23 protein-coding genes are annotated in these 25,077 nt (G+C 67.0%); 7 read left to right on the top strand and 16 right to left on the bottom strand.

Features of this window, described 5'->3' with window-relative positions:
* Positions 1-63: 63 nt before the first annotated feature.
* Together CKO33_RS01325 and yjjJ are read left to right on the top strand one after the other, a co-directional pair.
* On the top strand, positions 64-840 hold the full coding sequence (locus tag CKO33_RS01325; RefSeq protein ID WP_200178499.1) for an SDR family oxidoreductase: 777 nt from the start codon (positions 64-66) through the stop codon (positions 838-840).
* Positions 841-1,317: 477 nt separating this feature from the next.
* A complete protein-coding gene (gene yjjJ, locus CKO33_RS01320; RefSeq protein ID WP_200178497.1) occupies positions 1,318-2,667 on the top strand; it encodes a type II toxin-antitoxin system HipA family toxin YjjJ in 1,350 nt (449 codons plus the stop codon).
* 94 nt (positions 2,668-2,761) lie between these two features.
* On the opposite strand, the gene CKO33_RS01315 is transcribed toward yjjJ, so the two are convergent.
* On the bottom strand, positions 2,762-4,111 hold the full coding sequence (locus CKO33_RS01315; RefSeq protein ID WP_200178495.1) for an adenosylmethionine--8-amino-7-oxononanoate transaminase: 1,350 nt from the start codon (positions 4,109-4,111) through the stop codon (positions 2,762-2,764).
* Positions 4,112-4,241: 130 nt separating this feature from the next.
* Positions 4,242-5,615 carry a KamA family radical SAM protein gene (locus tag CKO33_RS01310; protein WP_200178493.1) on the bottom strand — a complete coding sequence of 458 codons (1,374 nt, stop codon included), beginning with the start codon at positions 5,613-5,615 and terminating at the stop codon, positions 4,242-4,244.
* Positions 5,616-5,857: 242 nt separating this feature from the next.
* On the opposite strand from CKO33_RS01310, the gene CKO33_RS01305 reads away from it, so the two are divergent.
* On the top strand, positions 5,858-6,973 hold the full coding sequence (locus CKO33_RS01305; RefSeq protein ID WP_200178491.1) for an aminotransferase class V-fold PLP-dependent enzyme: 1,116 nt from the start codon (positions 5,858-5,860) through the stop codon (positions 6,971-6,973).
* Positions 6,974-6,989: 16 nt separating this feature from the next.
* Here CKO33_RS01305 and CKO33_RS01300 read toward each other — a convergent pair whose 3' ends face one another.
* From CKO33_RS01300 to fabD, 10 genes are all read right to left on the bottom strand, one after another.
* Entirely contained in the window at positions 6,990-7,757 is a 768-nt protein-coding gene (locus CKO33_RS01300) for a TatD family hydrolase (RefSeq protein WP_200178489.1), read from the bottom strand.
* 35 nt (positions 7,758-7,792) lie between these two features.
* Positions 7,793-8,134 carry a PilZ domain-containing protein gene (locus CKO33_RS01295; RefSeq protein ID WP_200178488.1) on the bottom strand — a complete coding sequence of 114 codons (342 nt, stop codon included), beginning with the start codon at positions 8,132-8,134 and terminating at the stop codon, positions 7,793-7,795.
* A 15-nt stretch (positions 8,135-8,149) separates the two neighbouring features.
* The gene (gene holB / locus CKO33_RS01290) at positions 8,150-9,175 is read right to left on the bottom strand and encodes a DNA polymerase III subunit delta' (protein ID WP_200178480.1); all 1,026 of its coding nucleotides are present in this window, start codon (positions 9,173-9,175) and stop codon (positions 8,150-8,152) included.
* Entirely contained in the window at positions 9,172-9,840 is a 669-nt protein-coding gene (gene tmk / locus CKO33_RS01285) for a dTMP kinase (RefSeq protein WP_200178478.1), read from the bottom strand. The genes holB and tmk overlap by 4 nt, the downstream gene beginning before the upstream one ends.
* Positions 9,830-10,837, bottom strand: a complete 1,008-nt coding sequence (gene mltG, locus CKO33_RS01280; protein ID WP_200178728.1) for an endolytic transglycosylase MltG — start codon at positions 10,835-10,837, stop codon at positions 9,830-9,832. Before mltG ends, tmk begins: the two co-directional genes overlap by 11 nt.
* Positions 10,837-11,658, bottom strand: coding sequence for an aminodeoxychorismate lyase (gene pabC, locus CKO33_RS01275; RefSeq protein WP_200178476.1), 822 nt, complete (start codon positions 11,656-11,658; stop codon positions 10,837-10,839). The genes mltG and pabC overlap by 1 nt, the downstream gene beginning before the upstream one ends.
* Positions 11,659-11,709: 51 nt before the next feature.
* Positions 11,710-12,948, bottom strand: coding sequence for a beta-ketoacyl-ACP synthase II (fabF, locus tag CKO33_RS01270; RefSeq protein WP_200178473.1), 1,239 nt, complete (start codon positions 12,946-12,948; stop codon positions 11,710-11,712).
* Between the two features lie 102 nt (positions 12,949-13,050).
* Positions 13,051-13,293, bottom strand: coding sequence for an acyl carrier protein (gene acpP / locus CKO33_RS01265; protein ID WP_090483653.1), 243 nt, complete (start codon positions 13,291-13,293; stop codon positions 13,051-13,053).
* Positions 13,294-13,402: 109 nt separating this feature from the next.
* Entirely contained in the window at positions 13,403-14,146 is a 744-nt protein-coding gene (gene fabG / locus CKO33_RS01260) for a 3-oxoacyl-ACP reductase FabG (protein WP_200178467.1), read from the bottom strand.
* Between the two features lie 55 nt (positions 14,147-14,201).
* Positions 14,202-15,140: an ACP S-malonyltransferase gene (gene fabD, locus CKO33_RS01255; protein WP_200178464.1), complete on the bottom strand. Its 939-nt coding sequence runs from the start codon at positions 15,138-15,140 to the stop codon at positions 14,202-14,204.
* A 167-nt stretch (positions 15,141-15,307) separates the two neighbouring features.
* Between fabD and infA the strand changes: the two genes are divergently transcribed.
* Complete coding sequence (gene infA, locus CKO33_RS01250; protein ID WP_090483656.1) at positions 15,308-15,526, top strand: translation initiation factor IF-1; 219 nt, start codon at positions 15,308-15,310, stop codon at positions 15,524-15,526.
* 140 nt (positions 15,527-15,666) lie between these two features.
* Here the strand turns inward: infA and clpA are convergent, their stop codons facing one another.
* From clpA to icd, 3 genes are all read right to left on the bottom strand, one after another.
* Positions 15,667-17,931 carry an ATP-dependent Clp protease ATP-binding subunit ClpA gene (gene clpA / locus CKO33_RS01245; RefSeq protein ID WP_200178462.1) on the bottom strand — a complete coding sequence of 755 codons (2,265 nt, stop codon included), beginning with the start codon at positions 17,929-17,931 and terminating at the stop codon, positions 15,667-15,669.
* Positions 17,932-17,943: 12 nt separating this feature from the next.
* Positions 17,944-18,264 (bottom strand): ATP-dependent Clp protease adapter ClpS, encoded by a 321-nt coding sequence (gene clpS / locus CKO33_RS01240; protein WP_200178461.1) that lies wholly within the window; start codon positions 18,262-18,264, stop codon positions 17,944-17,946.
* A gap of 223 nt (positions 18,265-18,487) precedes the next feature.
* Positions 18,488-19,744, bottom strand: coding sequence for an NADP-dependent isocitrate dehydrogenase (gene icd, locus CKO33_RS01235; protein WP_200178459.1), 1,257 nt, complete (start codon positions 19,742-19,744; stop codon positions 18,488-18,490).
* 132 nt (positions 19,745-19,876) lie between these two features.
* On the opposite strand from icd, the gene CKO33_RS01230 reads away from it, so the two are divergent.
* From CKO33_RS01230 to hflD, 3 genes are read left to right on the top strand one after another with little or no spacing between them, the layout of a single operon-like run.
* Positions 19,877-20,356, top strand: coding sequence for an NUDIX hydrolase (locus CKO33_RS01230; protein ID WP_200178457.1), 480 nt, complete (start codon positions 19,877-19,879; stop codon positions 20,354-20,356).
* Between the two features lie 35 nt (positions 20,357-20,391).
* Positions 20,392-21,576, top strand: a complete 1,185-nt coding sequence (gene mnmA / locus CKO33_RS01225; RefSeq protein WP_200178456.1) for a tRNA 2-thiouridine(34) synthase MnmA — start codon at positions 20,392-20,394, stop codon at positions 21,574-21,576.
* A complete protein-coding gene (gene hflD, locus CKO33_RS01220; protein ID WP_200178454.1) occupies positions 21,557-22,189 on the top strand; it encodes a high frequency lysogenization protein HflD in 633 nt (210 codons plus the stop codon). Before mnmA ends, hflD begins: the two co-directional genes overlap by 20 nt.
* A gap of 150 nt (positions 22,190-22,339) precedes the next feature.
* Here hflD and acnB read toward each other — a convergent pair whose 3' ends face one another.
* The gene (acnB, locus tag CKO33_RS01215) at positions 22,340-24,919 is read right to left on the bottom strand and encodes a bifunctional aconitate hydratase 2/2-methylisocitrate dehydratase (protein WP_200178726.1); all 2,580 of its coding nucleotides are present in this window, start codon (positions 24,917-24,919) and stop codon (positions 22,340-22,342) included.
* Between the last annotated feature and the right edge of the window lie 158 nt (positions 24,920-25,077).

Genomic DNA, 25,077 nt, shown 5'->3' with positions numbered 1-25,077 from the left:
GGGGCGGTGTATTATCCGGGTTTACGGTCATTTCCGCACGTGCGGTCATCGGGAGAAGACGTCATGCGAGCATACAAGACCGGGTGGACCCTCATCACCGGCGGCGGCAGCGGTCTGGGGCAGGCCCTGGCCTGGGATATCGTCGGCCGGGGCGGGCGGGTGATCGTGGCCGGGCGCCGCCCGGAGGCCCTGGAGGAGACGCGCGCGAGCGCCCCGGAATCCATCCTTGCGGTGACGGCGGATGTGGCCACACCCGAGGGCCGGGAGGCCGTGGTACAGGCCGTGCAGGATCGGGGGCCGCTCTATGGCGTGGTGCACAATGCCGCGGTGCTGGATCCGGTGGGACCGCTGGCTGAAGTCTCCCCGGAGGACTGGCGTTACCAGCAGGCCGTCAACGTGGAAGGCCCGCTGTTCCTCACCCAGGCCCTGTTGCCGCATATGATGCACGGCGGACGCATCCTGCACATCTCCTCGGGGGCGGCCCATCGTTGCCTGGTGGGTTGGGGCGGCTACTGCAGTTCCAAGGCCGCGCTGCACATGCTCTACCTGTGCCTGAGGGAGGAACTGGCCCCCCGGGGGGTGCATGTGGGCAGCGTGCGCCCGGGCGTGGTGGACACCCCAATGCAGACCCGAATCCGCGCCACCGACGCGAGCCGGTTCCCCGGCGTGGAGCGTTTCCGCCGCCTGAAGGCCGAGGGGCAACTGGAGTCCAGCAAGCGCGTGGCGGATTTCGTCAGCTGGATCCTGCTGGATACGGGCGACCGCCAGTTCTCCGAAGAGGAATGGGATATCGGCAATGAGGCCCAGACCCGCCTCTGGCGGGATACACGGGCCCTCTGATCCCCATCCTCGCGGGTTCCGGGGCAACAAACGTTCGGGGTGGGGGGCTGCGGAGAGGGGAAGGGGTTTTCAGGGTCACTCCTTAATTTAACATAATATACATTATGCGAACTTTAAGGTACGGGTGCGCGCATAACGGAAACCCGAATCAGCTCCCGCTCCAGCGCACCGATCTAGGCGGGAATGCCTCGTGACGGCCCTCCGTCCCCGGCATACCCGCCGTCCGCGAACGGTCCCTTGTGCAAGGCCTTCCACTCAACGGGAAACGGTCACGCGATTTTGGCTTCAGCGCTGGATGGGCGCCATCGTCGGGAAACCGGGGTCGCCTGGCCTCTTATCTATTCAGATCTATTCAGATCTATTCAGATCTGGTTTTTTTACAAGCCAGGATCGATCTAAGTTACTGTGAAATTAAGATTTAATTGAGTAGAATTCAATTCGAATATCTATTCATAGTTCCATACATGGGCACCCCGGATGGACTCAAAAGCTCTCACCGGTTTACTGAGTCACCGCGGCTGGATGTCGTCCAGCGAGATCGGTGACCGACTGGGTTTGAGCCAACCCTCCGTCTCGCGGCTCATCCGGCGGGCGGGCCGCACGGTGGTCCGGGCCGGACAGGCCCGCAAGACCCGTTACGCCGCCCGGCGAACAGCCTTCGACGCCGGTGACGAGTTTCCATTGTTTGCCATCAATCAGCACGGCGCCCCGACCCTCATCGCCACGCTGCATCCGGTGGCGCCGGGCGGGTTTTACGTCGAATCGTCCTCAAGCGCACCCTGGCTCAGGGGCGAGAGCGCCGTAGGGACCTTCGAGGACCTGCCCTATTTTCTTCAGGATCTGAGGCCCCAGGGTTTCCTCGGCCGCCGGATCGCCAAGGCGCTGCGTCCGGAGACGGGCTTTCCGGCCAATCCTGAACGCTGGAGCAGTGACCAGGTGGGCCGATACCTGCTGCGCCACGGCAAGGACCTCCCCGGTAATCTGATCCTGGGCGAACGCGCACTGGAGGCCGTCCAACGACACCAGCACGAGATTGTCCCGGACTCACCTGCCGTCTACCCGGAGCTTGCACAGCGCATCATGGCGGCCGGTGCGCCGGGTTCCTCTGCGGGGGGGGAACAGCCCAAGTTCACAGCCCTGACGGATCAGGGTCACGTTATCGTGAAGTTCTCCCCGATGGGGGAATCGGCGGAGTCGCAGCGCTGGCGGGATCTGCTGGTCTCCGAATGGCATGCCCTTGAGCTGCTGCGTGAGCACGGCATCGAGACGCCGCGCACCTCGCTTCACAGCCTCGGCGGCCGCGTCTACCTGGAGATCGAGCGGTTCGATCGGATGGGCGAGCACGGGCGATTGCCGAGTCTCTCCCTCACGGCCATCGACATGGAGTTCGTCGGTGCCCTCGAATCGTGGAGCCAAAGCGGTGAAGCGCTCGCCGAGCAGGGTCTGCTCAGACGAGATGATCTCGGGCGCCTTCGTTGGCTGGATCGGTTCGGGGAGTGGATCGCCAACAACGACCGTCACCTCGGCAACGTCAGTCTCGCCCCGACCCGCTCGGGCTATCGGCTGCTGCCGGCCTACGACATGCTGCCAATGGCCTTTGCGCCGATTCGCGGAGAACTTATGGAACCGGTCTACCAGCCGCCGATTCGCTCGTACCGCGATGGCGAAGAACTCTGGCAATCCACGGGCCTGGCTGCCGCGGCCTACTGGCGGCGGCTAAGCGAAGAGCCACGGCTCTCGGGGGCGTTTCGCAAGATCGCCCTCGCCTGCCTGCGGTCGGTGGAGTCGGCGCTTGAAGCGCCGGCCCCTTGGGACCGGCTCTCTTGATCCGGGCCTCTGAGGCGCAGGCGCACAGGCACTGCACACGGCCGGGGCACGCGCTCGATATGCACACGGAACCCGGCCGCCGGGACGATGCGTTCTAGGCGGCCACCGCCTTGTCGATACCCTCCGCCAGGACCTCTCCGAGGAAACGGATCTGTTCCTCGGTGATGATGTACGGAGGCATCATGTAGGCCACGTTACCCAGGGGCCGCAGCAATGCGCCCCGTTCCAGGGCGTGGCGATACACCGCCAGGCCGCGGCGTTCCTGCCAGGGGTACGGCTCGCGGGTGTCCTTGTCCTTCACCATCTCCACGGCGGCGATCATGCCGTGCTGGCGCACATCGCCCACATGGGGATGATCCGCCAGGGGCGCCAGGGTCTCCCGGATCACCCGGGCCAGGTGGCGGTTGCGCTCCAGCACCGCATCCTTCTCGAACAGGTCCAGAGTGGCCAGGGCCGCGGTGCAGGCCAGCGGGTTGGCCGTATAGGAATGGGAATGCAGGAAGGCGCTGAGCCGGGTGTACTCGTCGTAGAAGGCGTTGTAGACCTGCTCGTGGGTGAGCACCACCGACAGGGGCAGATACCCCGCGGTGAGCCCCTTGGACAGGCACATGAAGTCCGGGCTGATGCCGGCCTGCTCACAGGCGAACATGGTTCCGGTACGGCCAAAACCCACGGCGATCTCATCGGCGATGAGGTGCACTTGGTAGCGGTCGCAAAGCTGGCGCAGACGTTTCAGGTATTCCGGATGATGCATGCGCATGCCCCCGGCGCACTGCACCAGGGGTTCAACGATGACGGCACAGGTCTCGTGGGCGTGACGCTCCAGGGCCGCCTCCATGTCCGCGATGCGCCGCAGGGCCACCTGCTCGCAGGTCTCCCCGGGTTCCCGTTCGAAGCAGTCCGGGGACGGTACGGTGATGGCCTCCATCAGCAGCGGCCGGTAGGTGGACTTGTACAGGGCCACGTCCCCCACCGCCAGGGCCCCCAGGGTCTCACCGTGATAGCTGTTGGACAGGCAGATGAAGCGCGTCTTTTCCTCCCGGCCCTGGTTGAGCCAGTAGTGGAAGCTCATCTTCAGGGCCACCTCCACGGCGGCGGAACCGCTGTCGGCATAGAAGCACCGACTCAGGCCCTGGGGCGTCAGGGCCACCAGGCGCTCGGAAAGCTCCACCACCGGCTCGTGGGTGAATCCGGCCAGGATCACGTGTTCCAGCTGTTCCGCCTGGCGCCGCAGGGCCTCGTTGATGTACGGGTTGGCGTGGCCGAAGAGGTTCACCCACCAGGAGCTGACGGCATCGATGTAGCGCCGGCCGTCGAAATCCTCCAGCCACACCCCCTCGCCGCGGCGGATGGGGGTCATGGGCAGGTGTTCGTGGTCCTTCATCTGGGTGCAGGGGTGCCAGACCACGGCCAGATCGCGTTTCTTGAGGGTCTCGTTGTTCATCTCATTCGCCTCGGGGATCGCCCCGCCCTGCCCCTCCGGGGACCGCGGGGCGCGGTGTGCAACGAAAAGGGCCGCGTCCACCGCGGCCCGAATAGCTGTCTGTCCGGTATGCCCTTGCCCTGCCCCCGGATCAGTCCGCGGCGGTGGCCCGGGCCTGCATGGCGGCGTATTCGTCCTCGAAGAAGAAACGATCTTCCCCGAAGGCGGGACGGAGCTGTTCCAGCCAGGTGGCCTGTTCGTCGTAGCGGGCGAAGAACGGGCGCTGGGCCCAGTCGGGGTTGCGCCCCTGGATGAAGCGCAGCACGAAGACCTTCTCCCCATGGATCTCGGTCACCCCCTGGATCTCCACCTTGCCGGGACCTGCGCTCATGGACGGGCCCCGGGCGGTGCGTCCCAGGCCGGAGACCCGGGTCATGGCCCCGCGGTAGATCTCCCAGGCCCGTGCCAGAGGCACCTCGAAATAGCGGCGTGCACCGGTATCCCGCTCCACGAACAGGTAGTACGGCACGATCCCCAGACGCACCTGGGTCTGCCACATGCGGGCCCAGACCTCCGGGTCATCGTTGATATGGGCCAGCAGCGGCCCCTGACTGCGGATCTCGGCGCCGGTGTCCCGCAGGCGGCGGATGGCCTCCCGGGCCATGGGGGTGTCCATCTCCCGCCAGTGATTGTAATGGGCCATGAGGGCCACGTGCTTGCCGGCCCGCACCAAGCGCTCCAGCAACTGCAGCAATTCATCCGCATCGGCATCGTTGACAAAGCGCTGGGGCCAGAACGTGAGGGCCTTGGTGCCGATGCGGATATTCTGCACATGCTCGAACCGGGGCTCCATGAGGGGCTCCAGGTATTGCAGCAGGTGCTTGGTCTTCATCACCATGGGGTCGCCGCCGGTGAGCAGCAGGTCGCTCACCTGGGGCTGGCTCTCCAGGTAGGCCTGCAGCCGGTCGGCCTGGGTGGAGGCGATGCGCAGGTCCTTGTCCCCCACGAACTGGGGCCAGCGGAAGCAGAAGGTGCAGTAGGCATGGCAGGTCTGCCCCTGGCTGGGGAAGAACAGCACGGTCTCGCGATACTTGTGCTGCAGCCCCTCCAGGGGCTCGTCATCGAGCCGGGGCCGGTTCATGGCCACCTGCCCGGCGGGATGGGGATTCAGCTCCTCCCGAAGCTGCCGCGCCAGGGCCGTGATCTGCTCCCGGGGTGCCCCCCTGCGGTGCAGGTCCGCCATGCGCTCGAAGGCATCCGGCGAGAGCATGTCCCGTTGCGGGAAGGTCAACTGATAGAGGGGATCGTCCGGCACCTGATCCCAGTCGATCAATTCCTCTATGATGTATTCGTTGACCCGGAACGGCAGCACGCTGCTCACCACCTTCATCTCGAAGCGGCGCTCCTCGGAAAGGCGTTCCAGGGCCGGGATGCGGTCCAGGTTGCGCTCGGTGAAGACCTTGAACGGCCGCGGTTGAAGCGCCCGCAGCTCTTCGTGTCGATAAAAATTCAGGACAGAACTCATGACGCCTCCGATACTCTGTGATCAGATCGTTACGAAAAGGGAATCTGGATCCAGCGTGAAGAACAGCGGGCGTCGCAGGCGGGCTGGCCCTGCTCTCCGGGAAAGACCGCGCGGAAGGCGGCACTAGAATCGCTGATAGCTTGTGGGGCAAAAAGTCTTTCAATTATACCAAACCCACCTTCCATCACCAAATTCCATCGCCCGGCGGCAGAGCCGTCCCCGGGCCAGCCCCGAGGATCCCGATGCACCCCGAATTTCCCCTGAAGGATGACCTCCTGCACATGAATCATGCCGCGGTGGGCCCCTGGCCGGAGCGCACCCACCGGGCCGTGGCCGCGTTCGCCCGCGAGAACAGCCATGTGGGCTCCCGGCATTATCCCCGCTGGCTGGAGGTGGAGCAGCGGGTGCGGCGACGCCTGGCCGGTCTCATCCATGCCCCCTCCCCCGACGACATCGCCCTGTTGAAGAACACCTCCGAGGGGCTCTCCCTGGTGGCCCATGGGCTGGACTGGGCACCCCGGGACAATGTGGTCTGTCCGCTGCAGGAGTTTCCCTCCAACCGCATCGTCTGGCAGTCCCTGGAGCAGGCCTTCGGGGTCAAGGTGCGGCTGGTGGACCTGGAGACTCCGGACCCGGAGGCCGCCCTCCTGGGGGCCATGGACCGGAACACCCGCCTTTTGAGCGTGAGCGCCGTGCAGTACGCCACGGGGCTGAGGCTGAACCTGGAGCGCCTGGGCCGGGCCTGCCGCCAGCGGGGGGTGCTCTTCTGCGTCGATGCCATCCAGCAGCTGGGTGCCCTGCCCGTGGACGTGCAGGCCTGCGGCGCGGACTTCCTGGTGGCCGATGCCCACAAGTGGCTCCTGGGGCCGGAGGGGATCGCGGTCTTCTATTGTCGCGCGGAACTGCGGGACCGGCTGCGGCTGCACCAGTTCGGCTGGCACATGGTGGAGGATGTGGGGGATTTCGATCGCCTGGACTGGACCCCTGCGGCCAGCGCCCGGCGCTTCGAGGCCGGCAGTCCCAACATGCTGGGCATCCATGCCCTGGATGCGAGCCTGTCCCTGTTCGAGGAGACGGGCATGCACTTCGTGGCGGATGCCCTCTCGCGCAACGTGGAGTACCTCATCGATCTGCTGCGCTCGGCCCGCTTCACGGTCCTCTCCCCCACCGATCCGGAACGCCGGGCCGGGATCGTCACCTTCACCCGGCCGGGCATGGACGCCCAGACCACCTGGAAGCGGCTCATGGACGCCGGGGTGCTCTGCGCCCCACGGGGGGGCGGGATCCGCTTCTCCCCCCATTTCTATACCCCGGCCAGTCACCTGGAGCGGGCGGTGGAGCAGGCGGCGGAGACCTGACCCCGCCCCGGTGGGGTCAGCCGAACAGGGCGTGGTAATTGGCCGTAGTCTGCGCGGCCAGGGCCTCCAGGGGAACCCCCCGCACCCCGGCCAGACACTCCGCCACATGCCGCACCCAGGCGGGATGGTTGCCCTTGCCCCGGTGGGGTACCGGCGCCAGGTAGGGGGCATCGGTCTCCACCAGCAGGCGGTCCTCCGGCACGCGCCGGGCCACCTCCCGCAGGGCCTCGGCGTTGCGGAAGGTGACGATGCCCGAGAAGGAGACGTACAGCCCCAGGTCCAGACCACGCCGGGCCATGTCCCAGTCCTCGGTGTAGCAGTGCAGCACCCCCCCCGTCTCCCGGGCGCCCTCCTCCTCCAGGATGGCCAGGGTGTCGGCGCGGGCGTCGCGGGTATGGATGATCAGGGGCTTGCCCGCCGCCCGGGCGGCGCGGATATGGCGGCGGAAGCGCTCCCGCTGCCATTCCAGGTCCCCCTGATTGTAGTGGTAGTCCAGCCCGGTCTCGCCGATGGCCACCACCCGCGGCTCCCCCGCCAGGCGCACCAGGGTCTCCTCGTCGGCATCCGCGGCGGCGTCGGCGCTGGGATGCACCCCCACGGAGCAGGATACCTGGGGATACCGCTCTGCCAGGGCACGCACGCGGGGAAAGTTCTCCATGTCGATGGAGACACACAGCATGTGCTCCACCCCCGCCTCTGCGGCGGCCGCCAGCAGGCGGTCCATGTCGCCTGCAAAGGGGGTGAGGTCGATGCGGTCCAGATGGCAGTGGGAATCGATCAGCATGAAGGTCTTCTTGCGCGGGCCTCAAGGCCCGGTGATTACATGGTGTGGGTGGGTCGGTCGGCCTGGGCGCTGCCCCCCAAAAGCCCCTCGATCTTGTTGCGGGTGGCGCCGTTGTCCTGCTCGTTGAACTGTACCCCGATGCCGGGGGTGCGGTTTCCCTGGGCCCGGGGCGGGGTGATCCAGATGATGCGTCCGGCCACAGGCAGCCGCTCCCGTTCGTCCATCAGGGTGAGGAGCATGAAGACCTCATCCCCCAGGCGGTACTGGCGCTGCGTGGGGATGAACAGCCCGCCATTCTTCACATAGGGCATGTAGGCCGAATAGAGGGAGTTCTTGTCCTTGATGGACAGCGAGAGAATACCTTGTCCCGGTGGCATGGCGTGCCCCTCGGTTCAGAACGCCGCAGCGGCGGATGGGAATGAACGGCCGGATCCCGACCGCGCCAGGGTGCGCAGGGTCACCAGCATGTCCTCCAGGGCCATGCGCGGGTTGAGATTGCCCTCCACCCAACCGCGCCACCTGAGCAGATGATCCTGGAGTTCGAACAGGGCCTCCAAGTCTAGCGCGTCGGCCAGCACCTGCAAGTCCCGCACCGGGGCCATTCCGGAAAGATCCCCGGGGGTCCCGGTCATGTGCCAGCGCACGGCATCGGCGCACAGGGTCTGCAGCCGCTCCACCCATTCACTCAGGGGGGTGTCCTGCAGGGCCTCCGCCAGGGGGGCGATGCCGCCCCGGCCGCGCAGCAGTTGCAGCAGATCCGCCAGCTGCCGCCGCCAGGCCTCCACGGTTCCCGCCTCCGCCAGGGCTCGTGCCCGCAGCGGCGAACCGCCCCCCAGGGCCAGGGCCATGTCCAGATCCTTCTCGGGGAGGGTATCCGCCAGCCAGGCCCGGGCCCGGGCCCGCTCGGGAAGCGGCGCGCGCACGATCTGGCAGCGGCTGCGGATGGTGGCCGGCAGGCGGGCCGGGTGGGCGGTCACCAGGATCAGGACCGCTCCGGCAGGGGGCTCCTCCAGGGTCTTGAGGAGGCTGTTGGCGGCTGCCTCCCCCATGGCCTCGGCGGGTTCGATGAGGGCGATGCGAAAGGCCCCGTGGCTGCGGCTCAGCCCCATAAAGCCGGACAAGTCCCGGATCTGGTCCACCAGGATGCGGGTGCGTTTCTCCTGGACCTCCACCCGGATGAGATCGGGATGGGCCCCGGCCGCCACCATGCGGCAGGCATGGCAGCGGCCGCAGGCGGCCCCGTCCGTCCCCGGAGCGCTGCACAGCAGGCTGCGGGCATAGGTCCCGGCCAGTGCGCCCTTGCCCGCCCCGGGCGGTCCCACAATCATGAGCCCCTGGGGGACCCGGTCCGTGGCCACCCGTCCCCACAGGTCCCTCCAGCCCGCCTCCAGCCAGGGATAGGGCGCCGCCGTGGTCATGCCGGCGCCTCTCTGTCGCACAGGCAATCCACCCGCTCCAGGACCGCCCGGCGCACCGCCTGCAGCGGTCCTGTGGCATCGATGAGGGCGTAGCGCCCGGGATCACTCCGGGCACGGTCTCGGTAGACCCCCCGCACCCGCTCGAAGAAGGCCAGGGTCTCCTGCTCGAAACGATCCCCCTCCCCCCGCCGGCGGGCGCGGGCCAGCCCCGTCTCCACGGGGGCATCCAGGAGCAGCGTGAGGTCCGGACGCCAGGGGCCCTGTACCCAGTCTTCCAGGATGGCGATGCGGGACGCCGGGATCTCCCGCCCGCCACCCTGATAGGCATAGGTGGCGTCAGTGAAGCGGTCGCTGACCACCCAGGTCCCGGCCTCCAGTTCCGGAAGGATGCGGTGACGCAGATGCTCGGCCCGGGCGGCGAACATGAGCAACAGTTCCGTATCGGGGTGCATGGGGGGGTAATCCCGGGACAGCAACAACCCCCTCACCGCCTCCCCCAGGGCCGTGCCACCGGGCTCGCGGGTGCGCACGGCCGGGATGCCACGGGCCTGAAGATGATCCACGATGGCCTGGAGGTGAGAGGTCTTGCCCACCCCTTCGATCCCCTCCAGGCAGATGAACCGGCCCCGCGGGGCCGCGGCAGGGGTTGGGGGATCATGGGCCATAGCGGCTGGCGTCCCCGTCGAGCTGGAAACGGATCACCGCCTCGCGGTGCTCCCGGTAGGTCCTGGAGAAGTGGTGCGTGCCATCACCCCGCCCCACAAAGAACAGGGCGTCGCTGTCGGCGGGATGGGTCACCGCCTGCAGGGACGCGGCCCCGGGCAGGGCGATGGGGGTGGGCGGCAGCCCATCCCGGGTATAGGTGTTATACGGGGTATCCCGGCGCAGATCCCTTCTGCGGATATCCCCGTCGAAGTCTTCCATGCCGTAGATGATGGTGGGGTCCGACTGCAGGCGCATGCCACGGCGCAGGCGCTCGATGAAGACCGCGGCCACCCGTTCATGCTCGCTCTGCCCTGCCTCCTTTTGCACGATGGAGGCCAGGATCAGGGCCTCGTAGGGGCTCTCCAGGGGAAGGCCCTCCTCCCGGTCTTCCCAGGCGGACTCCAGTTCCATCTTCATGTGGCGGTGTGCCCTGCGCAGGAATTCCAGATCCGTGGTGCCATCCGGAAAGAGATAGGTGTCCGGAAAGAACCAGCCCTCGGGATGCTCCCCGGGGCGCCCCAGCCGATCCATGACCCCGGCATAGTCCTCCGGCTGCAGTGTGCTCTTCAGGTGGGGATGGGCGGCGATGGCGTCCATCATCTGACGGAAGGTCCATCCCTCCGGGATGACCAGCCGGTACTGGAGGGTGCGTCCGCTGACGAACAGGGCCAGGAGATCGCGGGGATTCATGCCCGGTTCGAGGCGGTATTCCCCCGCCCGGAGGGCCCCCGCCTGTCCACTGCGGCGGCCCAGGATCTCCCAGTACAGGGGGCGTTCGATGAGGCCTCGCTGTGCAAGACGATCCCCCACGGCACGCAGCGAGGCCCCCTGGGGTACCCGGAAGGTCTGCTCCGTGTGGGTTGCGATGGGGGCATCCAGGAAGCGCTGATAGTCCCAGAGCACCCCACCCCCCAGGATCAGGACTACCAGCAGGAGCGGGAGGAGTCCTCGTTTCATCATGCCCGGCCCCCCCCTTCGGTTAAGCCCAGCGCCTCCCTGAGATGCGCCACCAGGGGCGGAACGGGTCTTGTCTTCCCCGCCAGGCAGGACACCGGCCAGATGCCGGCCAGGGTGTTGGTGAGAAACAGACCATCCGCCCGCCACAGATCGGCCTCGGTGACCGCCCCCACCCGGCAGGGGATCCCCCAGCGGTGCGCCAGCTCCATAACCCGGGCGCGGGTGATGCCGACCACGCCACAGTGCTGCAGATCCGGCGTGCGCAGGCCCTCCCCGAACACCAGGAACAGGTTGCTCATCACCCCCTCCACCACCTGTCCTTCGGTGTCCTGCATGATCCCCTCCTGGACTTCGTCCTCCCACTCGGAACGGGCCAGGACCTGTTCCAGGCGGTTGAGATGCTTGATCCCCGCAAGCCGGGGGTTTCGTGCCAGACGGGTGGTGCACAGGCGCACCGCCACCCCGTCCCGGGACCATGCGGCGGGATGACGGGGTGCGGGGGCCACCTGCAGGATCCGGGTGGGCTGTGGGACCTTCGGCGGGGCATACCCCCGGGGACCGGGCCCCCGGGTCAGGACCAGTTTGAGGACCCCTGCATCAACCCCGGCGCAGACGCTCGAGATCTCCGCATCCATCAGGTCGGCCCCCGGCAGCGGGATCCCCAGACGACGGCAACCCTCTGCGAGCCGGGCCCGATGCCGTTGCCAGCACACCGGGGCGCCGTGGAGGATACGGATGGTCTCGAACAGGCCATCCCCGTATTGTAATCCCCGATCCTCCACCGGCAGGGTGCGGGCGGGCTGGCCGTTGACCAGGATCATGGCCGCATACCCGGCGCCCCTTCCCTTCCCTCAGCAGCCGGCAAGCGCCGATCAGAGGGTATTGAAGACCAGGGAACCGTTGGTGCCACCAAAGCCGAAGGAGTTGGACAGGGCCACCCGGGCCTGGGTCTCCCGGGGGGTGTGGGGCACGAAGTCCAGATCGCATTCCGGATCCGGGTTCTCCAGGTTGATGGTGGGCGGCAGCACCCCGTGGTGCAGGGACAGGGCGGTGAAGACCGCCTCCACGCCCCCCGCGGCCCCCAGCAGGTGGCCGGTCATGGACTTGGTGGAGCTCACCGCCACCTTGTGGGCATGATCCCCCAGGGCCCGCTTGATGGCATTGGTCTCGGCCCGGTCACCGGCAGGGGTGGAGGTGCCGTGGGCATTGATGTAGTCCACGTCCTCGGAATTGAAGCCGGCGTCCTTCAGGGCGTTGCGCATGCACGCGGCGGCCCCCTCCCCGCCCTCGGAGGGCTGGGTCATGTGATAGGCGTCGGCATTCCAGCCAAAGCCGGAGAGTTCACAATAGATACGGGCCCCGCGGGCCTTGGCATGCTCGTATTCCTCCAGCATCAGCACACCGGCGCCGTCCCCCAGCACGAAACCGTCCCGGTCCTTGTCCCAGGGACGGCTGGCGTGCTCGGGATCGTCATTGCGGGTGGACAGGGCACGGGCCGCAGCAAAGCCGCCGATGCCCAGGGGGGTGGTGGCCATCTCGGCGCCGCCGGCGAGCATCATGTCGGCATCGCCGTACTTGATCATGCGCAGGGCGTCACCGATGTTGTGGGTGCCGGTGGCGCAGGCCGAGACGATGGAGATGTTGGGGCCCTTGAGGCCATAGCGGATGGACAGATTCCCCGCCACCATGTTGATGATGGCGCTGGGCACGAAGAAGGGGGAGATCTTGCGGGCCCCGCCCTTGAGATAGGCGCCGTAGCTCTTCTCGATGTAGGGCAGCCCGCCGATGCCGGAGCCGATGGCCACGCCGATGCGCTCGGCGTTCTCCTCGTCGATTTCGATCCCGGCGTCGCGCATGGCCTGAATACCCGCGGCCATGCCGTAATGGACGAAGGTGTCCATCTTGCGCTGTTCCTTGGGCGGGATGTACTCATCGGCGTCGAAGTCCCGCACGGCCCCGGAGATCCGCACGGACATCTGAGAGGCATCGAAGACCTCGATCGGTGTGATGCCGCTGCGTCCCGCGAGGATATTCTCCCACGCGGCCTGGATGGTGGAACCCACCGGCGAGACGATGCCGAGACCGGTAATGACTACGCGCCGCTTAGACAATCTGCACCCCTTCTTCACGAAATAAGGCGAACCTGCCGGCACGGCGACGACCCGCCAGGGGGTGGCCGCCGCCGCGCCGCCTTGCAGGGTTGAAAACCGCGATCAGGCGTTGGGCAGGTGCTCGTTGATGTAGTCGATGGCCTGCTGCACGGTGGTGATCTTCTCGGCTTCTTCGTCGGGAATCTCCGTCTCGAACTCCTCTTCCAGGGCCATCACCAGTTCCACGGTATCCAGCGAATCCGCGCCGAGATCGTCGACGAAGGAGGCGGAGGTCTTGACGTCCTCTTCCTTGACACCGAGTTGCTCGACGACGATTTTCTTGACGCGTTCTTCGATATTGCTCATGGTTAACGTATCCCCTTGATTTGAAAAGCAGCCGAAGCTGGGCCGCTATTGTAGTGAATTCCCTACGGCCGTTCCACTCCGTCCGGCGGGGTTCCCGCCGGAGGATGCCTCAGGCCATGTACATGCCGCCGTTGACGTGAATGGTCTCGCCAGTGACATAGGCGGCCGCCGGGGAGGCCAGGAAGGCCACCACCTCGGCCACCTCCTCCGGCATCCCCAGGCGCCCCAGGGGGATCTGCTCCAGCAGCGCCTCACGCTGCGCCTCCGGCAGATCCCGGGTCATGTCGGTGTCGATGAAACCGGGGGCCACCGTGTTCACCGTCACCCCGCGGGGTCCCACCTCCCGGGCCAGGGACTTGGTGAAACCCAGGAGCCCCGCCTTGGCCGCGGCGTAGTTGGTCTGGCCCGCGTTGCCGGAGGAGCCCACGACGGAACCGATGTGGATGATGCGCCCCCGGCGCGCACGGGTCATGCCCCGCAGCACGGCCTTGCTCATGCGGTAGACGGCGGTGAGATTGGTACGGATGATGTCCTCCCACTCCTCGTCCTTCATGCGCATGAGCAGGTTGTCCCGGGTGATGCCTGCGTTGTTCACCAGGATGCCCACCGGGCCGAATTCATCGCCGATCTGCCGGATCAGGCCGTCCACATCCTCCGGCCGGGTCACGTCCAGCACCATGCCCCTGCCCCGGGCACCCGCCTCCTGCAGGTAGGCCGTGATGGCCTCGGCCCCCTTCTCGCTGGTGGCGGTGCCCACCACGGTGGCCCCGCGGGCCGCCAGGGTCGCTGCGATGGCCCGGCCGATCCCCCGGCTGGCGCCGGTGACGAGCGCGATTTCACCTTCAAGCGTCATGCATGCTCCTCAAGTCTCATTACGTCCCGGCCCGGCTGGGTGGGCCCAGGGTGGGTCATGCCCCGCGGCACATGGCCAGGGCCTCGTTCAGGCTTTCCGGATCCTGCACGCAGGCCAGCCCAAGGGACCGGTCGATGCGCTTGTTCAGGCCGGTGAGCACCTTGCCGGGGCCCAGTTCCAACACATGGGTCACCCCTTCGGAGGCCATGCGCCGGACGGTCTCCACCCAGCGCACCGGCCGGTGCATCTGCGCCGCCAGGGCACCGCGGATCACCTCCGCTTCATCATGGCAAGCCACGTCCACATTGTGAATCACCGGCATCGCCGGCGCCCCCACACGGATGGACTCCAGCAGGACGTGCATCTGTGAGGCGGCGGATTTCATCAGGCGGCAATGGGAGGGGACACTCACCGGCAGGATCACGCTGCGCTTGGCGCCGGCGGCCTTCGCCCCTTCCACGGCGGCCTCCACGGCGGCCTTCTCACCGGCGATCACCACCTGTCCGGGGGCGTTGAAATTCACCGCCTCCACGACGCCGTGTCCGCCGGCCTCCTGGCAGACCGCCTGTACCTGGTCGTCCTCCAGGCCAAGGATGGCGGCCATGGCGCCACTGCCTTCGGTCACGGCGCCCTGCATGAGGCGTCCCCGCTCGGCCACCACGCGCACCGCCGCATCGAAATCCAATGCCCCGGCACACACCAGGGCGGTGTATTCCCCCAGGCTATGGCCGGCCATCATTTCGGGATCGGGACCGCCCTGCTCCTTCCACACCCGCCAGACGGCGACGCCCGCCGCCAGCATGGCCGGCTGTGTGTTCTCCGTGCGGTTGAGTTCGGCTTCGGGGCCTTCCTGGACAAGGGCCCACAGATCCCGGCCCAGGACCTCCGAAGCCTCCTGGAAGGTCTCCTGTACCCGGGTATGGGCCGCCCCCAGGGCGGACAGCATCCCAACGGACTGGGAACCCTGACCGGGAAAGACGCAGGCAATCTTCATGGGCGGAATCCTTCACGGGGATCTGGATCAAGCCGCGTAGTGTAGGCAAACCATGGGGTCCGGGGCAATGACGGAAATGGGTCTTGCGGGGGGCTCTCGCGGGCCTTGTGTTATGCCGCCCATTGTTGATAATGAGCGACTTCGCTTGCTCAACCCTGTACAGGCGTATGCCGAAAGAAGACCACATCGAACTGGATGGCACGGTGCTGGAAAATCTGCCCAACACCATGTTCCGAGTTGAACTGGACAACGGACATGTGGTGACGGCCCATATCTCCGGTCGCATGCGCAAGCATTACATCCGCATCCTGCGCGGAGACCGGGTCACGGTGCAGATGACGCCCTATGACCTGACCAAGGGACGGATCGTCTACCGGAACAAATAGTTCCGGCGCGCCGTACACCCCCTTTCCCGGACCGGAGGGAACCGGTCCCGGGTCCTATTGGCCCTGGCCCCGCCCCAAAGAAACCGCCCAGCTCGGGGCCGGGCGGGGCGCAGGGATGGATGGACAGGGGCTGAAAGGGATCAGTGCACCGCCTCCTCGGCGAAATCCAGGGTGAGCTTGTCGTCGCTGACCCCCACATGCACCTCGCCACCGCCCACGAGACGGCCGAACAGCACCTCCTCGGCCAGGGGCTTTTTGATGTGCTCCTGGATCACCCGGGCCATGGGCCGGGCCCCCATGGCGGGGTCGTAACCGTGCTCGGCCAGCCAGGCCCGGGCCTCGTCGTCCACCACCAGCACCACCTTCTTCTCGTCCAGCTGGGCCTGGAGCTGGGTGAGGAACTTGTCCACCACGCTGGCGATGGTGACCGCATCCAGGGCCTTGAACTGGATGATGGCATCCAGGCGGTTGCGGAACTCCGGGCTGAAGGTGCGCTTGAGCACCTCCATAGCATCGGTGGAATGATCCTGCGGGGTAAAGCCCACGGAGCGCCGGCTAGCCACCTCGGCCCCGGCATTGCTGGTCATCACCAGGATCACGTTGCGAAAGTCCACCTTGCGCCCGTTGGTGTCCGTCAGGGTGCCGTGGTCCATCACCTGCAGCAGCAGGTTGAACACATCCGGGTGGGCTTTTTCCACCTCGTCCAGGAGCAGGACCGCATGGGGCTGCTTGAGGATGGCATCGGTGAGCAGGCCGCCCTCGTCGTACCCCACATAGCCCGGAGGGGCCCCGATGAGCCGGGAGACGGTGTGCCGTTCCATGTACTCGGACATGTCGAAGCGCACCAGTTCGATCCCCAGGATCTGGGCCAGCTGGCGGGTCACCTCGGTCTTGCCCACGCCGGTGGGCCCGGCGAAGAGGAAGGAGCCGATGGGCTTGTTGCTGTCCGCCAGGCCGGAACGGGACATCTTGATGGCCGCCGCCAGGGTCTCGATGGGCTCGTCCTGACCGAAGACCACCATCTTCAGGTTCCGCTCCAGGTTCTTCAGGGTCTCCATGTCGGAGGCGGAGACACTCTTGGGCGGGATGCGGGCGATCTTGGCCACGATGTTCTCCACATCCTGCACCGAGATGGTCTTCTTGCGCTGGCTCACCGGGATCAGGCGGCGGTTGGCGCCGGCCTCGTCGATGACATCGATGGCCTTGTCCGGCAGATGCCGGTCGGTGATGTAGCGGCTGGAGAGCTCTGCCGCGGCACGCAGGGCCTTGTTGGTATAGCGCACATCATGGTGCGTCTCAAAACGGCTCTTGAGCCCCCGCAGGATCTCGTAGGTCTCGTCCACCGTGGGCTCGTTCACGTCGATCTTCTGGAAACGCCGCGCCAGGGCCCGGTCCTTCTCGAAGATGCCGCGGTATTCCTGGTAGGTGGTGGAGCCGATGCACTTGAGCTCACCGGAGGCCAGCATGGGCTTGATGAGGTTGGAGGCATCCATGACGCCGCCGGAGGCGGAGCCCGCGCCGATGATAGTGTGGATCTCATCGATGAAGAGCACGGCCCCGGGCTGGCGCCGCAGCTGACCCAGCACCCCCTTGAGGCGCTTCTCGAAGTCGCCGCGGTACTTGGTGCCGGCCACCAGGGCCCCCAGATCCAGGGCGTAGATGGTACTGCCCTGCAGGACCTCCGGCACGTCCCCGTCCACGATCTTCTTGGCCAGCCCCTCGGCGATGGCGGTCTTGCCCACGCCGGCCTCCCCCACGAACAGGGGGTTGTTCTTGCGCCGGCGGCAGAGGATCTGCACCGTGCGCTCCAGTTCGTGGCCACGGCCGATGAGGGGGTCGATCTTGCCCCTGCGGGCCTGCTCGTTGAGGTTGGTGGCGAAGTTCTCCAGGGGGTTCTTGCGCCCGGACTCCTCCCCCTCCTGGGACTCGGTGGAACCGCTGGAGGCGGCGTCCTCGTCCTGGGATTCATCGGGCACCTTGGAGATGCCGTGGGAGATGTAGTTGACCACGTCCAGCCGCGCCAGGTCGTGCTGGCCCAGCAGATAGACGGCGTGGGATTCCTGCTCACCGAAGATGGCCACAAGGACATTGGCCCCGGTCACCTCCTTCTTGCCGGAGGACTGCACGTGGAAAACCGCCCGCTGCAGTACGCGCTGGAAGCCCAGGGTGGGCTGGGTGTCCCGGGGATCCTTGGCCGGCAGCTTCGGGGTGTTCGTGTCCACGAACTCCTCCAGCTGGCGGCGCAGGGTCTCCACGTTCACCCCGCAGGCCCGCAGGACGTTCACGGCCGTGGGGTTGTCCGTGAGGGCGAGCAGCAGGTGCTCCACCGTCATGAACTCGTGCCGCTTCTCCCGCGCGGCCTTGAAGGCCATGTTGAGTGAAAACTCGAGTTCTTTATTCAGCATGATCGTACCGCTCTAGGCTTCTTCCATCGTGCACAGCAAAGGATGCTGGTGCTCCCGTGAATAATCGTTGACCTGCGCCACCTTTGTCTCGGCGATATCCCGAGTATAGATGCCGCACACCCCCTTGCCCCGGGTATGCACGTGCAGCATGACCCGGGTGGCCTTTTCCCGGTCCATGGCGAAGAACACCTCCAACACCTCCACCACGAACTCCATGGGGGTGTAGTCGTCATTCAGCAGCACCACCTTGTACTGGGGCGGTTGCTTGAGCCTGGGTTTGGCCTCATCGACGGCAAGACCGCCGTCATCCGGTCGCTTGGGTTCTTCTCCCATGGTCTTTGATCGGTCTGCGCTGGAATCGTTTCACTGTGGGAAGAATGGGCCGCGATCCCCTGCCCTGTGTCTAGCACAGCCGGCGCCGGGTGTCGCGGGGGCCGTGCAAGGAAACGGCCCTTGGAGCGGTGGCCCCGGGGAATCGCGTCCCGGGGCCTGGATGCCTTCAGCGCAGGCCCCGGGCGATGGCTTGGCCCGGGCCTGCGCGGATCGGGAAAGCGGGTTACATGTGTTCGATGATGTTTTCGCCAAAGGCCGAGCAGGACAGCTCCTCGGCACCCTCGATAGCCCGGGCGAAGTCGTAGGTCACCCGCCCGGAGCTGATGGCCCCGCTCAGACCGCGGACGATGAGGTCCGCCGCCTCGAACCAGCCCAGATGGCGCAGCATCATCTCGGCGGAGAGCACCAGGGAACCGGGGTTCACCTTATCCAGACCGGCATACTTGGGCGCGGTTCCATGGGTGGCCTCGAACATGGCCACGGTGTCGGAGATGTTGGCGCCGGGGGCGATGCCGATGCCGCCCACCTGGGCCGCCAGGGCATCGGAGATGTAATCCCCGTTCAGGTTCAGGGTGGCGATGACGCTGTAGTCGCCGGGGCGCAGCAGGATCTGCTGCAGGAAGTTGTCGGCGATGACGTCCTTGATGACGATCTCCTTCCCGGTGCGGGGGTTTTCCATGCGGCACCAGGGGCCGCCGTCGATCTCGGTTGCCCCGAATTCCTGCATGGCCAGTTCGTAGCCCCAGTTCTTGAAGGCCCCCTCGGTGAACTTCATGATGTTGCCCTTGTGCACCAGGGTGACGGAACTGCGGTCATTGTCGATGGCGTAGTGGATGGCCTTGCGCACCAGGCGCTTGGTGCCCTCCTCGGAGACCGGCTTGATGCCGATGCCGCTGGTGCCGGGAAAACGGATCTTGGTCACCCCCATCTCCCCCAGCAGGAAGTCGATGATCTTCTTCGCCTCGGGGGAGCCGGCGGCCCACTCGATGCCGGCGTAGATGTCCTCGGAATTCTCCCGGAAGATCACCATGTCGGTGTGCTCGGGCTGCTTCAGGGGGCTGGGGGTGCCGGGGTAGTAGCGCACCGGGCGCTGGCAGACGTACAGGTCCAGCTCCTGGCGCAGGGCCACGTTCAGGGAGCGGATGCCGCCGCCCACGGGGGTGGTCAGCGGGCCCTTGATGGAGACCACATAGTCCCGCACCGCCTCCAGGGTCTCCTGGGGCAGCCAGGTGTCCCCGCCGTAGACCCGGGTGGCCTTCTCGCCGGCATAGACCTCCATCCAGTGGATGCGGCGCTGGCCGCCATAGGCCTTCTCCACGGCGGTATCCACCACCCGCTGCATCACCGGGGTGATGTCCACGCCGATGCCATCCCCCTCGATGAACGGGATGACGGGGTCCTCGGGCACGTTCAGCGAACAGTCCGCGTTGGCGGTGATGCGGGTGCCGTTCTCGGGGACTTTGATATGCTGGTAGGCCATATGGGCTCCTGAATGCAGATGGATGTGGATTCCGATGATGCCGGGATTATACACGCCATGACCCGGCCCGTCGGTGACAGCGGACGTCCCTGCCCATGCCGTGACCACCCACCCCGACCCGGATACCATGCCATGACCTGGACCCCCCGCGTCACCGTCGCCGCCGTCGTGGAACGGGACGGCCGATTCCTCCTGGTGGAGGAACAGGCCGACGGACGGCGTGTATTCAATCAGCCCGCCGGTCACCTGGAGGAAGGGGAATCCCTGCTCCAGGCCACGGCGCGGGAGACCCTGGAGGAGACGGGCCGGGTCTTCACGCCGCAATCCCTGGTGGGCATCTACCGCTGGAGGCACCCGCAAAGCGGGCTCACCTTCCTGCGCGTGGCCGTCGCCGGTGAGGTGGGCGAGCGGGTGCCCGGATCCTGCCTGGACCCGGACATCCTGGACACCCACTGGCTGTCCCGGGAGACCCTGGCCCGCGAACCGGATGGCCTGCGCAGCCCCCTGGTGCTGCGCTGCATCGACGACTATCGGGCCGGACGACGCCATCCCCTGGAACTGCTGGTGGATCTGGGGCCGGCACCGGGTGCACAGCCGGGCCCCGACAGTTAGAATCCTCTCCCCCCACGTGATCGCGATTGCCCTGCATGCCTTATTCCCGTGCACAACGTATCCTTGTCGGTCTCTCCGGTGGTGTCGACTCCTCCGTGGCCGCCCTGCGCCTGCTGCAGCAGGGGTACCGCGTGGAGGGGTTGTTCATGAAGAACTGGGAGGACGATGACGAACCCGGGTACTGCGCCGCCGCCCGGGACCTGGAGGATGCCCGGGCCGTATGCGAGGACCTGGAGATCCCCCTGCACAAGGTGAACTTCGCCCGGGACTACCGGGACCGGGTCTTCACCCATTTCCTGGCGGAATACGAGGCCGGACGCACCCCCAATCCGGACATCCTGTGCAACCGGGAGATCAAGTTCCGGGCCTTTCTGGACTACGCCCTGGAGAAGGGGGCCGATTGCATCGCCACCGGCCATTACGCCCGGGTGGAGCAGGATCCGAAGACCGGCGAGTGGCAGCTGCTGCAGGGGGCGGATCCGGGCAAGGACCAGTCTTATTTCCTCCACGCCCTGGGGCAGCGGGCCCTGTCCCGCACCCTCTTCCCCCTGGGGGATCTGCACAAGAGCGCCGTGCGGGAGATGGCCGCCGAGGCGGGTTTTGTCAATCACGCCAAGAAGGACAGTACCGGCATCTGCTTTATCGGCGAACGCCGCTTCCGGGATTTTTTGCAGCGCTACCTGCCGGCCCGGCCGGGGGAGATCGTGGATCCGGAAGGCCGGATCCTGGGGGCCCATCAGGGGCTGATGTACTATACCCCGGGACAACGCCAGGGGCTGGGGATTGGCGGTACTGCCGGAGGGGCGGAGGCCCCCTGGTACGTGGCGGGCAAGGACCTGGCCCGCAACCGACTCATCGTCGTCCAGGGGCACGACCACCCGGCCCTGCAGGCCACCGCCCTCAGCGCCGGGGAGGTGCACTGGATCCGGGGCACCCCCGAGCCCCTGCCACTGCGCTGCCAGGCCAAGATCCGTTACCGCCAGCCCCATCAGGACTGCGTGGTGGAACCCGATCCCCATGGCCGGGGCGATCTTCGGGTGCGTTTCGACCGGCCCCAGCGGGCCGTGGCCCCGGGGCAGTCGGTGGTCTTCTACCGGGGGGCACAGTGTCTGGGTGGCGGCGTCATCACCGCCCGGGAACCCCTGTGTCCCCTCCCGGGCGAAACCCTTTCATCCTCAACCCCAGAGATGGAAACCCTGCGTGGAAGCCTCGAACCGTAACCGTACCCTGGCCCTGGCGGCCATGTTCCAGTCCGCCGTCCTGGTCAAGGAGCTGGCCTGGCACGGCCGCTGCGATCTGGACCCGCTGCAGACCCTGGTCTCCAGCCTGTTCCGCTTCGAGGCGGAGAGCCTGGAGGCGGTCTATGGCGGCGTGGACCACCTGGAACGGGGGCTGCGCAGCCTGGTGGAACAGCTGGACGCCTCTTCGGGAAACATCGACGGGGAGATCTCCCGCTATCTCATCAACCTGATGGAACTGGAGCGCAGGCTGATGAAACAACCGGACATGACCCGGACCCTGCGCCAGGGGATCGAGGTGGCCCAGAGCCAGAGCGAGGTCTTCGGGCTGACCCACGAGAATGTCATGGCCCGCCTGGGACAGACCTACCAGGACACCATCAGCCAGCTGGGACCGCGCATCCTCGTCCAGGGGGAGCAGAACCACCTGTCGAACCAGGACACCGCGGCCCGCATCCGCACGGCCCTGTTGGGAGGCATCCGGGGGGCGGTGCTCTGGCGTCAGGCCGGGGGTTCCCGCTGGCGCCTCCTCCTGGGGCGCAATGCCCTGGTGCGGGAGGCCCGCGGCATGCTGGATCACATCGTCGACGATTGACACCCTCCCCACGGCTAAAGCCGGGGGCTTCTCGCGCAATACTGGTGAGCCGCCGCAGCCAGGGGATTCCCCTGAACGCACGGAAAAAAAACGGGGGCCGAATCCCTGGACCCGGCCCCCTGCCCTTCAGTCCCGGTCACGAGCCCCCGATCACGAGGCCGTCTGCACGGGGATGACCTTTTGCGCCGCCGCCTCGTAGTCGGGCATGCGGTCGAAGTTCATGTAACGATAGACCTCCGCCGTATGGGTGGTCAGATCCCGGGCATGCTCCTGGTACTCCTGCGGCGTGGGCAGGCGGCCCAGCACCGCCGCCACCGCGGCCACCTCCGCCGAGGCCAGGAACACATCCGCACCATCCCCCAGGCGGTTGGGGAAGTTGCGGGTGGAGGTGGACACCGCCGTGCACCCCGGGGCCACCCGGGCCTGGTTGCCCATGCACAGGGAGCAGCCGGGCAGCTCCATGCGCGCCCCGGCACGGCCGAAGACCCCGTAGTAACCTTCCTCCCGGAGCTGGTCCTCATCCATGCGCGTGGGCGGGGTGAGCCACAGACGGGTAGGCAATTGGGACCCTTCGAACTGCTCCAGGACGCGGCCGGCGGCCCGGAAGTGGCCGATGTTGGTCATGCAGGAACCGATGAAGACCTCGTCGATCTTCTGGCCGGCCACCTCCGATAGCAGGCGGGCATCGTCCGGATCGTTGGGGGCGCAGAGGATGGGCTCGTGGATCTTTTCGAGATCGATCTCGATCACCGCCGCATACTGGGCATCGGTATCGGCCCGCAGGAGGGTCGGGTTCTCCAGCCAGGCCTCCATGGCCTCGGCGCGGCGCTCCAGGGTGGCGGCATCGCCATAGCCGTTGGCGATCATCCAGCGCAGCAGGGTGACGTTGGACCGCAGGTATTCCGCCACCCGCTCCTCCGACAGGGTGATGGTGCAGCCGCCGGCGGAGCGCTCGGCGGAGGCATCGGAGAGTTCGAAGGCCTGTTCCACGGTCAGGTCCTCCAGCCCCTCGATCTCCAGGATGCGGCCGGAGAAGACGTTCTTCTTGCCCCGCTTCTCCACCGTCAGCAGCCCCTGCTGGATGGCGGCATGGGGGATGGCGTGCACCAGGTCGCGCAGGGTGATCCCCGGCTGGCGCTGCCCCTTGAAACGCACCAGCACCGATTCGGGCATGTCCAGGGGCATGACCCCGGCGGCGGCGGCAAAGGCCACCAGCCCCGACCCGGCCGGGAAGGAGATCCCCAGGGGGAAACGGGTATGGGAATCGGCGCCGGTGCCCACGGTGTCCGGCAGCAGCATGCGGTTGAGCCAGGAGTGGATGATGCCGTCCCCGGGCTTGAGGGCGACCCCGCCCCGCTCGCGGATGAATTCCGGCAGGGTCTTGTGGGTCTCCACATCCACCGGCGTGGGATAGGCCGCCGTGTGGCAGAAGGACTGCATCACCAGATCCGCCTGGAAGCCCAGACAGGCCAGGTCCTTGAGCTCGTCCCGGGTCATGGGCCCGGTGGTGTCCTGGGAGCCCACCGTGGTCATACGCGGCTCGCAGTAGGTGCCCGGACGCACCCCGTCCACGCCACAGGCCCGGCCCACCATCTTTTGGGCCAGGGTGAAGCCCCCGCTGCCCTGCACGGGTTCGGTGCGCACGAAGACCTCCGACGGTCCCAGCCCCAGGGCCTCGCGGGCCCGCCCGGTGAGGCCACGGCCGATGATCAGGGGGATGCGCCCCCCGGCCCGCACCTCGTCCAGCATGGTGGCACTGCCCAGCTCGAAGGTGGTGATCACCTCGTCGCTGCCGTGACGGCACACCTTGCCCGCATAGGGGTGGATGTCCACCACGTCCCCGGTCTCCAGGGCGGTGACGTCCATCTCGATGGGCAGGGCGCCGGCATCCTCCATGGTATTGAAGAAGATGGGCGCGATCTTGCCGCCGATGCAGACCCCGCCGAAGCGCTTGTTGGGGATATGGGGATGATCCTCACCGATGTACCACAGCACCGAGTTGGTGGCGGACTTGCGCGAGGAACCGGTCCCCATCACGTCCCCCACCAGGGCCACGGGATGGCCCTTCTCCTTGAGCTGGGCGATCTGCGCGGCGGCGTCGGTCACCCCCTGACGGGGCACCTGGTACATGGCCCGGGCATGGAGGGGGATATCGGGACGGCTCCAGGCCTCCCGCGCCGGGGACAGGTCATCGGTGTTGGTCTCGCCCGGCACCTTGAACACGGTGATGGTGAGCACCTCCGGCACCTTCGGCCGCGAGGTGAACCACTCCGCCTCGGCCCAGGATTCCAGCACCGCCCGGGCATGGGCGTTGCCTGCCTGGGCCTTCTCCGCCACCTGGTCGAAGGCATCGAACACCAGCAGGGTGTGCTTGAGGGCCTCGGCGGCGGCGGCACCCAGGGTCTCGTCCTCCAGCAGTTCGATGAGGGGCGCGACGTTGTACCCCCCCTGCATGGTGCCCAGCAGTTCCACCGCGCGGTGGCGATCGATCAGGGGCGATTGGGCCTCGCCCCGGGCCACCTGTGCCAGGAATTCCGCCTTCACGCGGGCGGCCTCGTCCACCCCCGGGGGTACCCGCCGGGTGATCAGCTCCAGCAGAAAGGCCTCCTCCCCCTGGGGCGGGGATTGCAGCAGTTCCACCAGTTGCGCAGTCATCCCCGCGTCGAGCGGCTTGGGTGGCACCCCGAGGGCTTCGCGTTCCCGGACATGTTCACGATAGGCTTCAAGCACCATTGGTCCCCTTGTTGCAGAAAGGCCCCGCGGCGCGGGGCAGGCCATGCGACCCCTGGATCGTTCTGTGTTTTTGACAATGCGAGATATTGCGCGGCAGCATTCTAAACCAGCCTGCGCAAGCAGACCACTCGGGTGCCGCCCCCCTGCCCGACGGC

Origin of the sequence: Ectothiorhodospira mobilis (genome assembly GCF_016584115.1) — a bacterium.
In the GTDB taxonomy this organism is placed as follows: Bacteria; Pseudomonadota; Gammaproteobacteria; order Ectothiorhodospirales; family Ectothiorhodospiraceae; genus Ectothiorhodospira; species Ectothiorhodospira mobilis.
This window is presented reverse-complemented; position numbering and strand designations above follow the sequence as displayed.

What these genes read in the sequence shown, in the direction of transcription:
- CKO33_RS01325 (WP_200178499.1), top strand. Translation starts at nt 64, where the DNA reads ATGCGAGCATACAAGACCGGGTGGACCCTCATCACCGGCGGCGGCAGC.
- yjjJ (WP_200178497.1), top strand. Translation starts at nt 1,318, where the DNA reads ATGGACTCAAAAGCTCTCACCGGTTTACTGAGTCACCGCGGCTGGATG.
- CKO33_RS01315 (WP_200178495.1), bottom strand. Translation starts at nt 4,111, where the DNA reads ATGAACAACGAGACCCTCAAGAAACGCGATCTGGCCGTGGTCTGGCAC.
- CKO33_RS01310 (WP_200178493.1), bottom strand. Translation starts at nt 5,615, where the DNA reads ATGAGTTCTGTCCTGAATTTTTATCGACACGAAGAGCTGCGGGCGCTT.
- CKO33_RS01305 (WP_200178491.1), top strand. Translation starts at nt 5,858, where the DNA reads ATGCACCCCGAATTTCCCCTGAAGGATGACCTCCTGCACATGAATCAT.
- CKO33_RS01300 (WP_200178489.1), bottom strand. Translation starts at nt 7,757, where the DNA reads ATGCTGATCGATTCCCACTGCCATCTGGACCGCATCGACCTCACCCCC.
- CKO33_RS01295 (WP_200178488.1), bottom strand. Translation starts at nt 8,134, where the DNA reads ATGCCACCGGGACAAGGTATTCTCTCGCTGTCCATCAAGGACAAGAAC.
- holB (WP_200178480.1), bottom strand. Translation starts at nt 9,175, where the DNA reads ATGACCACGGCGGCGCCCTATCCCTGGCTGGAGGCGGGCTGGAGGGAC.
- tmk (WP_200178478.1), bottom strand. Translation starts at nt 9,840, where the DNA reads ATGGCCCATGATCCCCCAACCCCTGCCGCGGCCCCGCGGGGCCGGTTC.
- mltG (WP_200178728.1), bottom strand. Translation starts at nt 10,837, where the DNA reads ATGAAACGAGGACTCCTCCCGCTCCTGCTGGTAGTCCTGATCCTGGGG.
- pabC (WP_200178476.1), bottom strand. Translation starts at nt 11,658, where the DNA reads ATGATCCTGGTCAACGGCCAGCCCGCCCGCACCCTGCCGGTGGAGGAT.
- acpP (WP_090483653.1), bottom strand. Translation starts at nt 13,293, where the DNA reads ATGAGCAATATCGAAGAACGCGTCAAGAAAATCGTCGTCGAGCAACTC.
- fabG (WP_200178467.1), bottom strand. Translation starts at nt 14,146, where the DNA reads ATGACGCTTGAAGGTGAAATCGCGCTCGTCACCGGCGCCAGCCGGGGG.
- fabD (WP_200178464.1), bottom strand. Translation starts at nt 15,140, where the DNA reads ATGAAGATTGCCTGCGTCTTTCCCGGTCAGGGTTCCCAGTCCGTTGGG.
- infA (WP_090483656.1), top strand. Translation starts at nt 15,308, where the DNA reads ATGCCGAAAGAAGACCACATCGAACTGGATGGCACGGTGCTGGAAAAT.
- clpA (WP_200178462.1), bottom strand. Translation starts at nt 17,931, where the DNA reads ATGCTGAATAAAGAACTCGAGTTTTCACTCAACATGGCCTTCAAGGCC.
- clpS (WP_200178461.1), bottom strand. Translation starts at nt 18,264, where the DNA reads ATGGGAGAAGAACCCAAGCGACCGGATGACGGCGGTCTTGCCGTCGAT.
- icd (WP_200178459.1), bottom strand. Translation starts at nt 19,744, where the DNA reads ATGGCCTACCAGCATATCAAAGTCCCCGAGAACGGCACCCGCATCACC.
- CKO33_RS01230 (WP_200178457.1), top strand. Translation starts at nt 19,877, where the DNA reads ATGACCTGGACCCCCCGCGTCACCGTCGCCGCCGTCGTGGAACGGGAC.
- mnmA (WP_200178456.1), top strand. Translation starts at nt 20,392, where the DNA reads ATGCCTTATTCCCGTGCACAACGTATCCTTGTCGGTCTCTCCGGTGGT.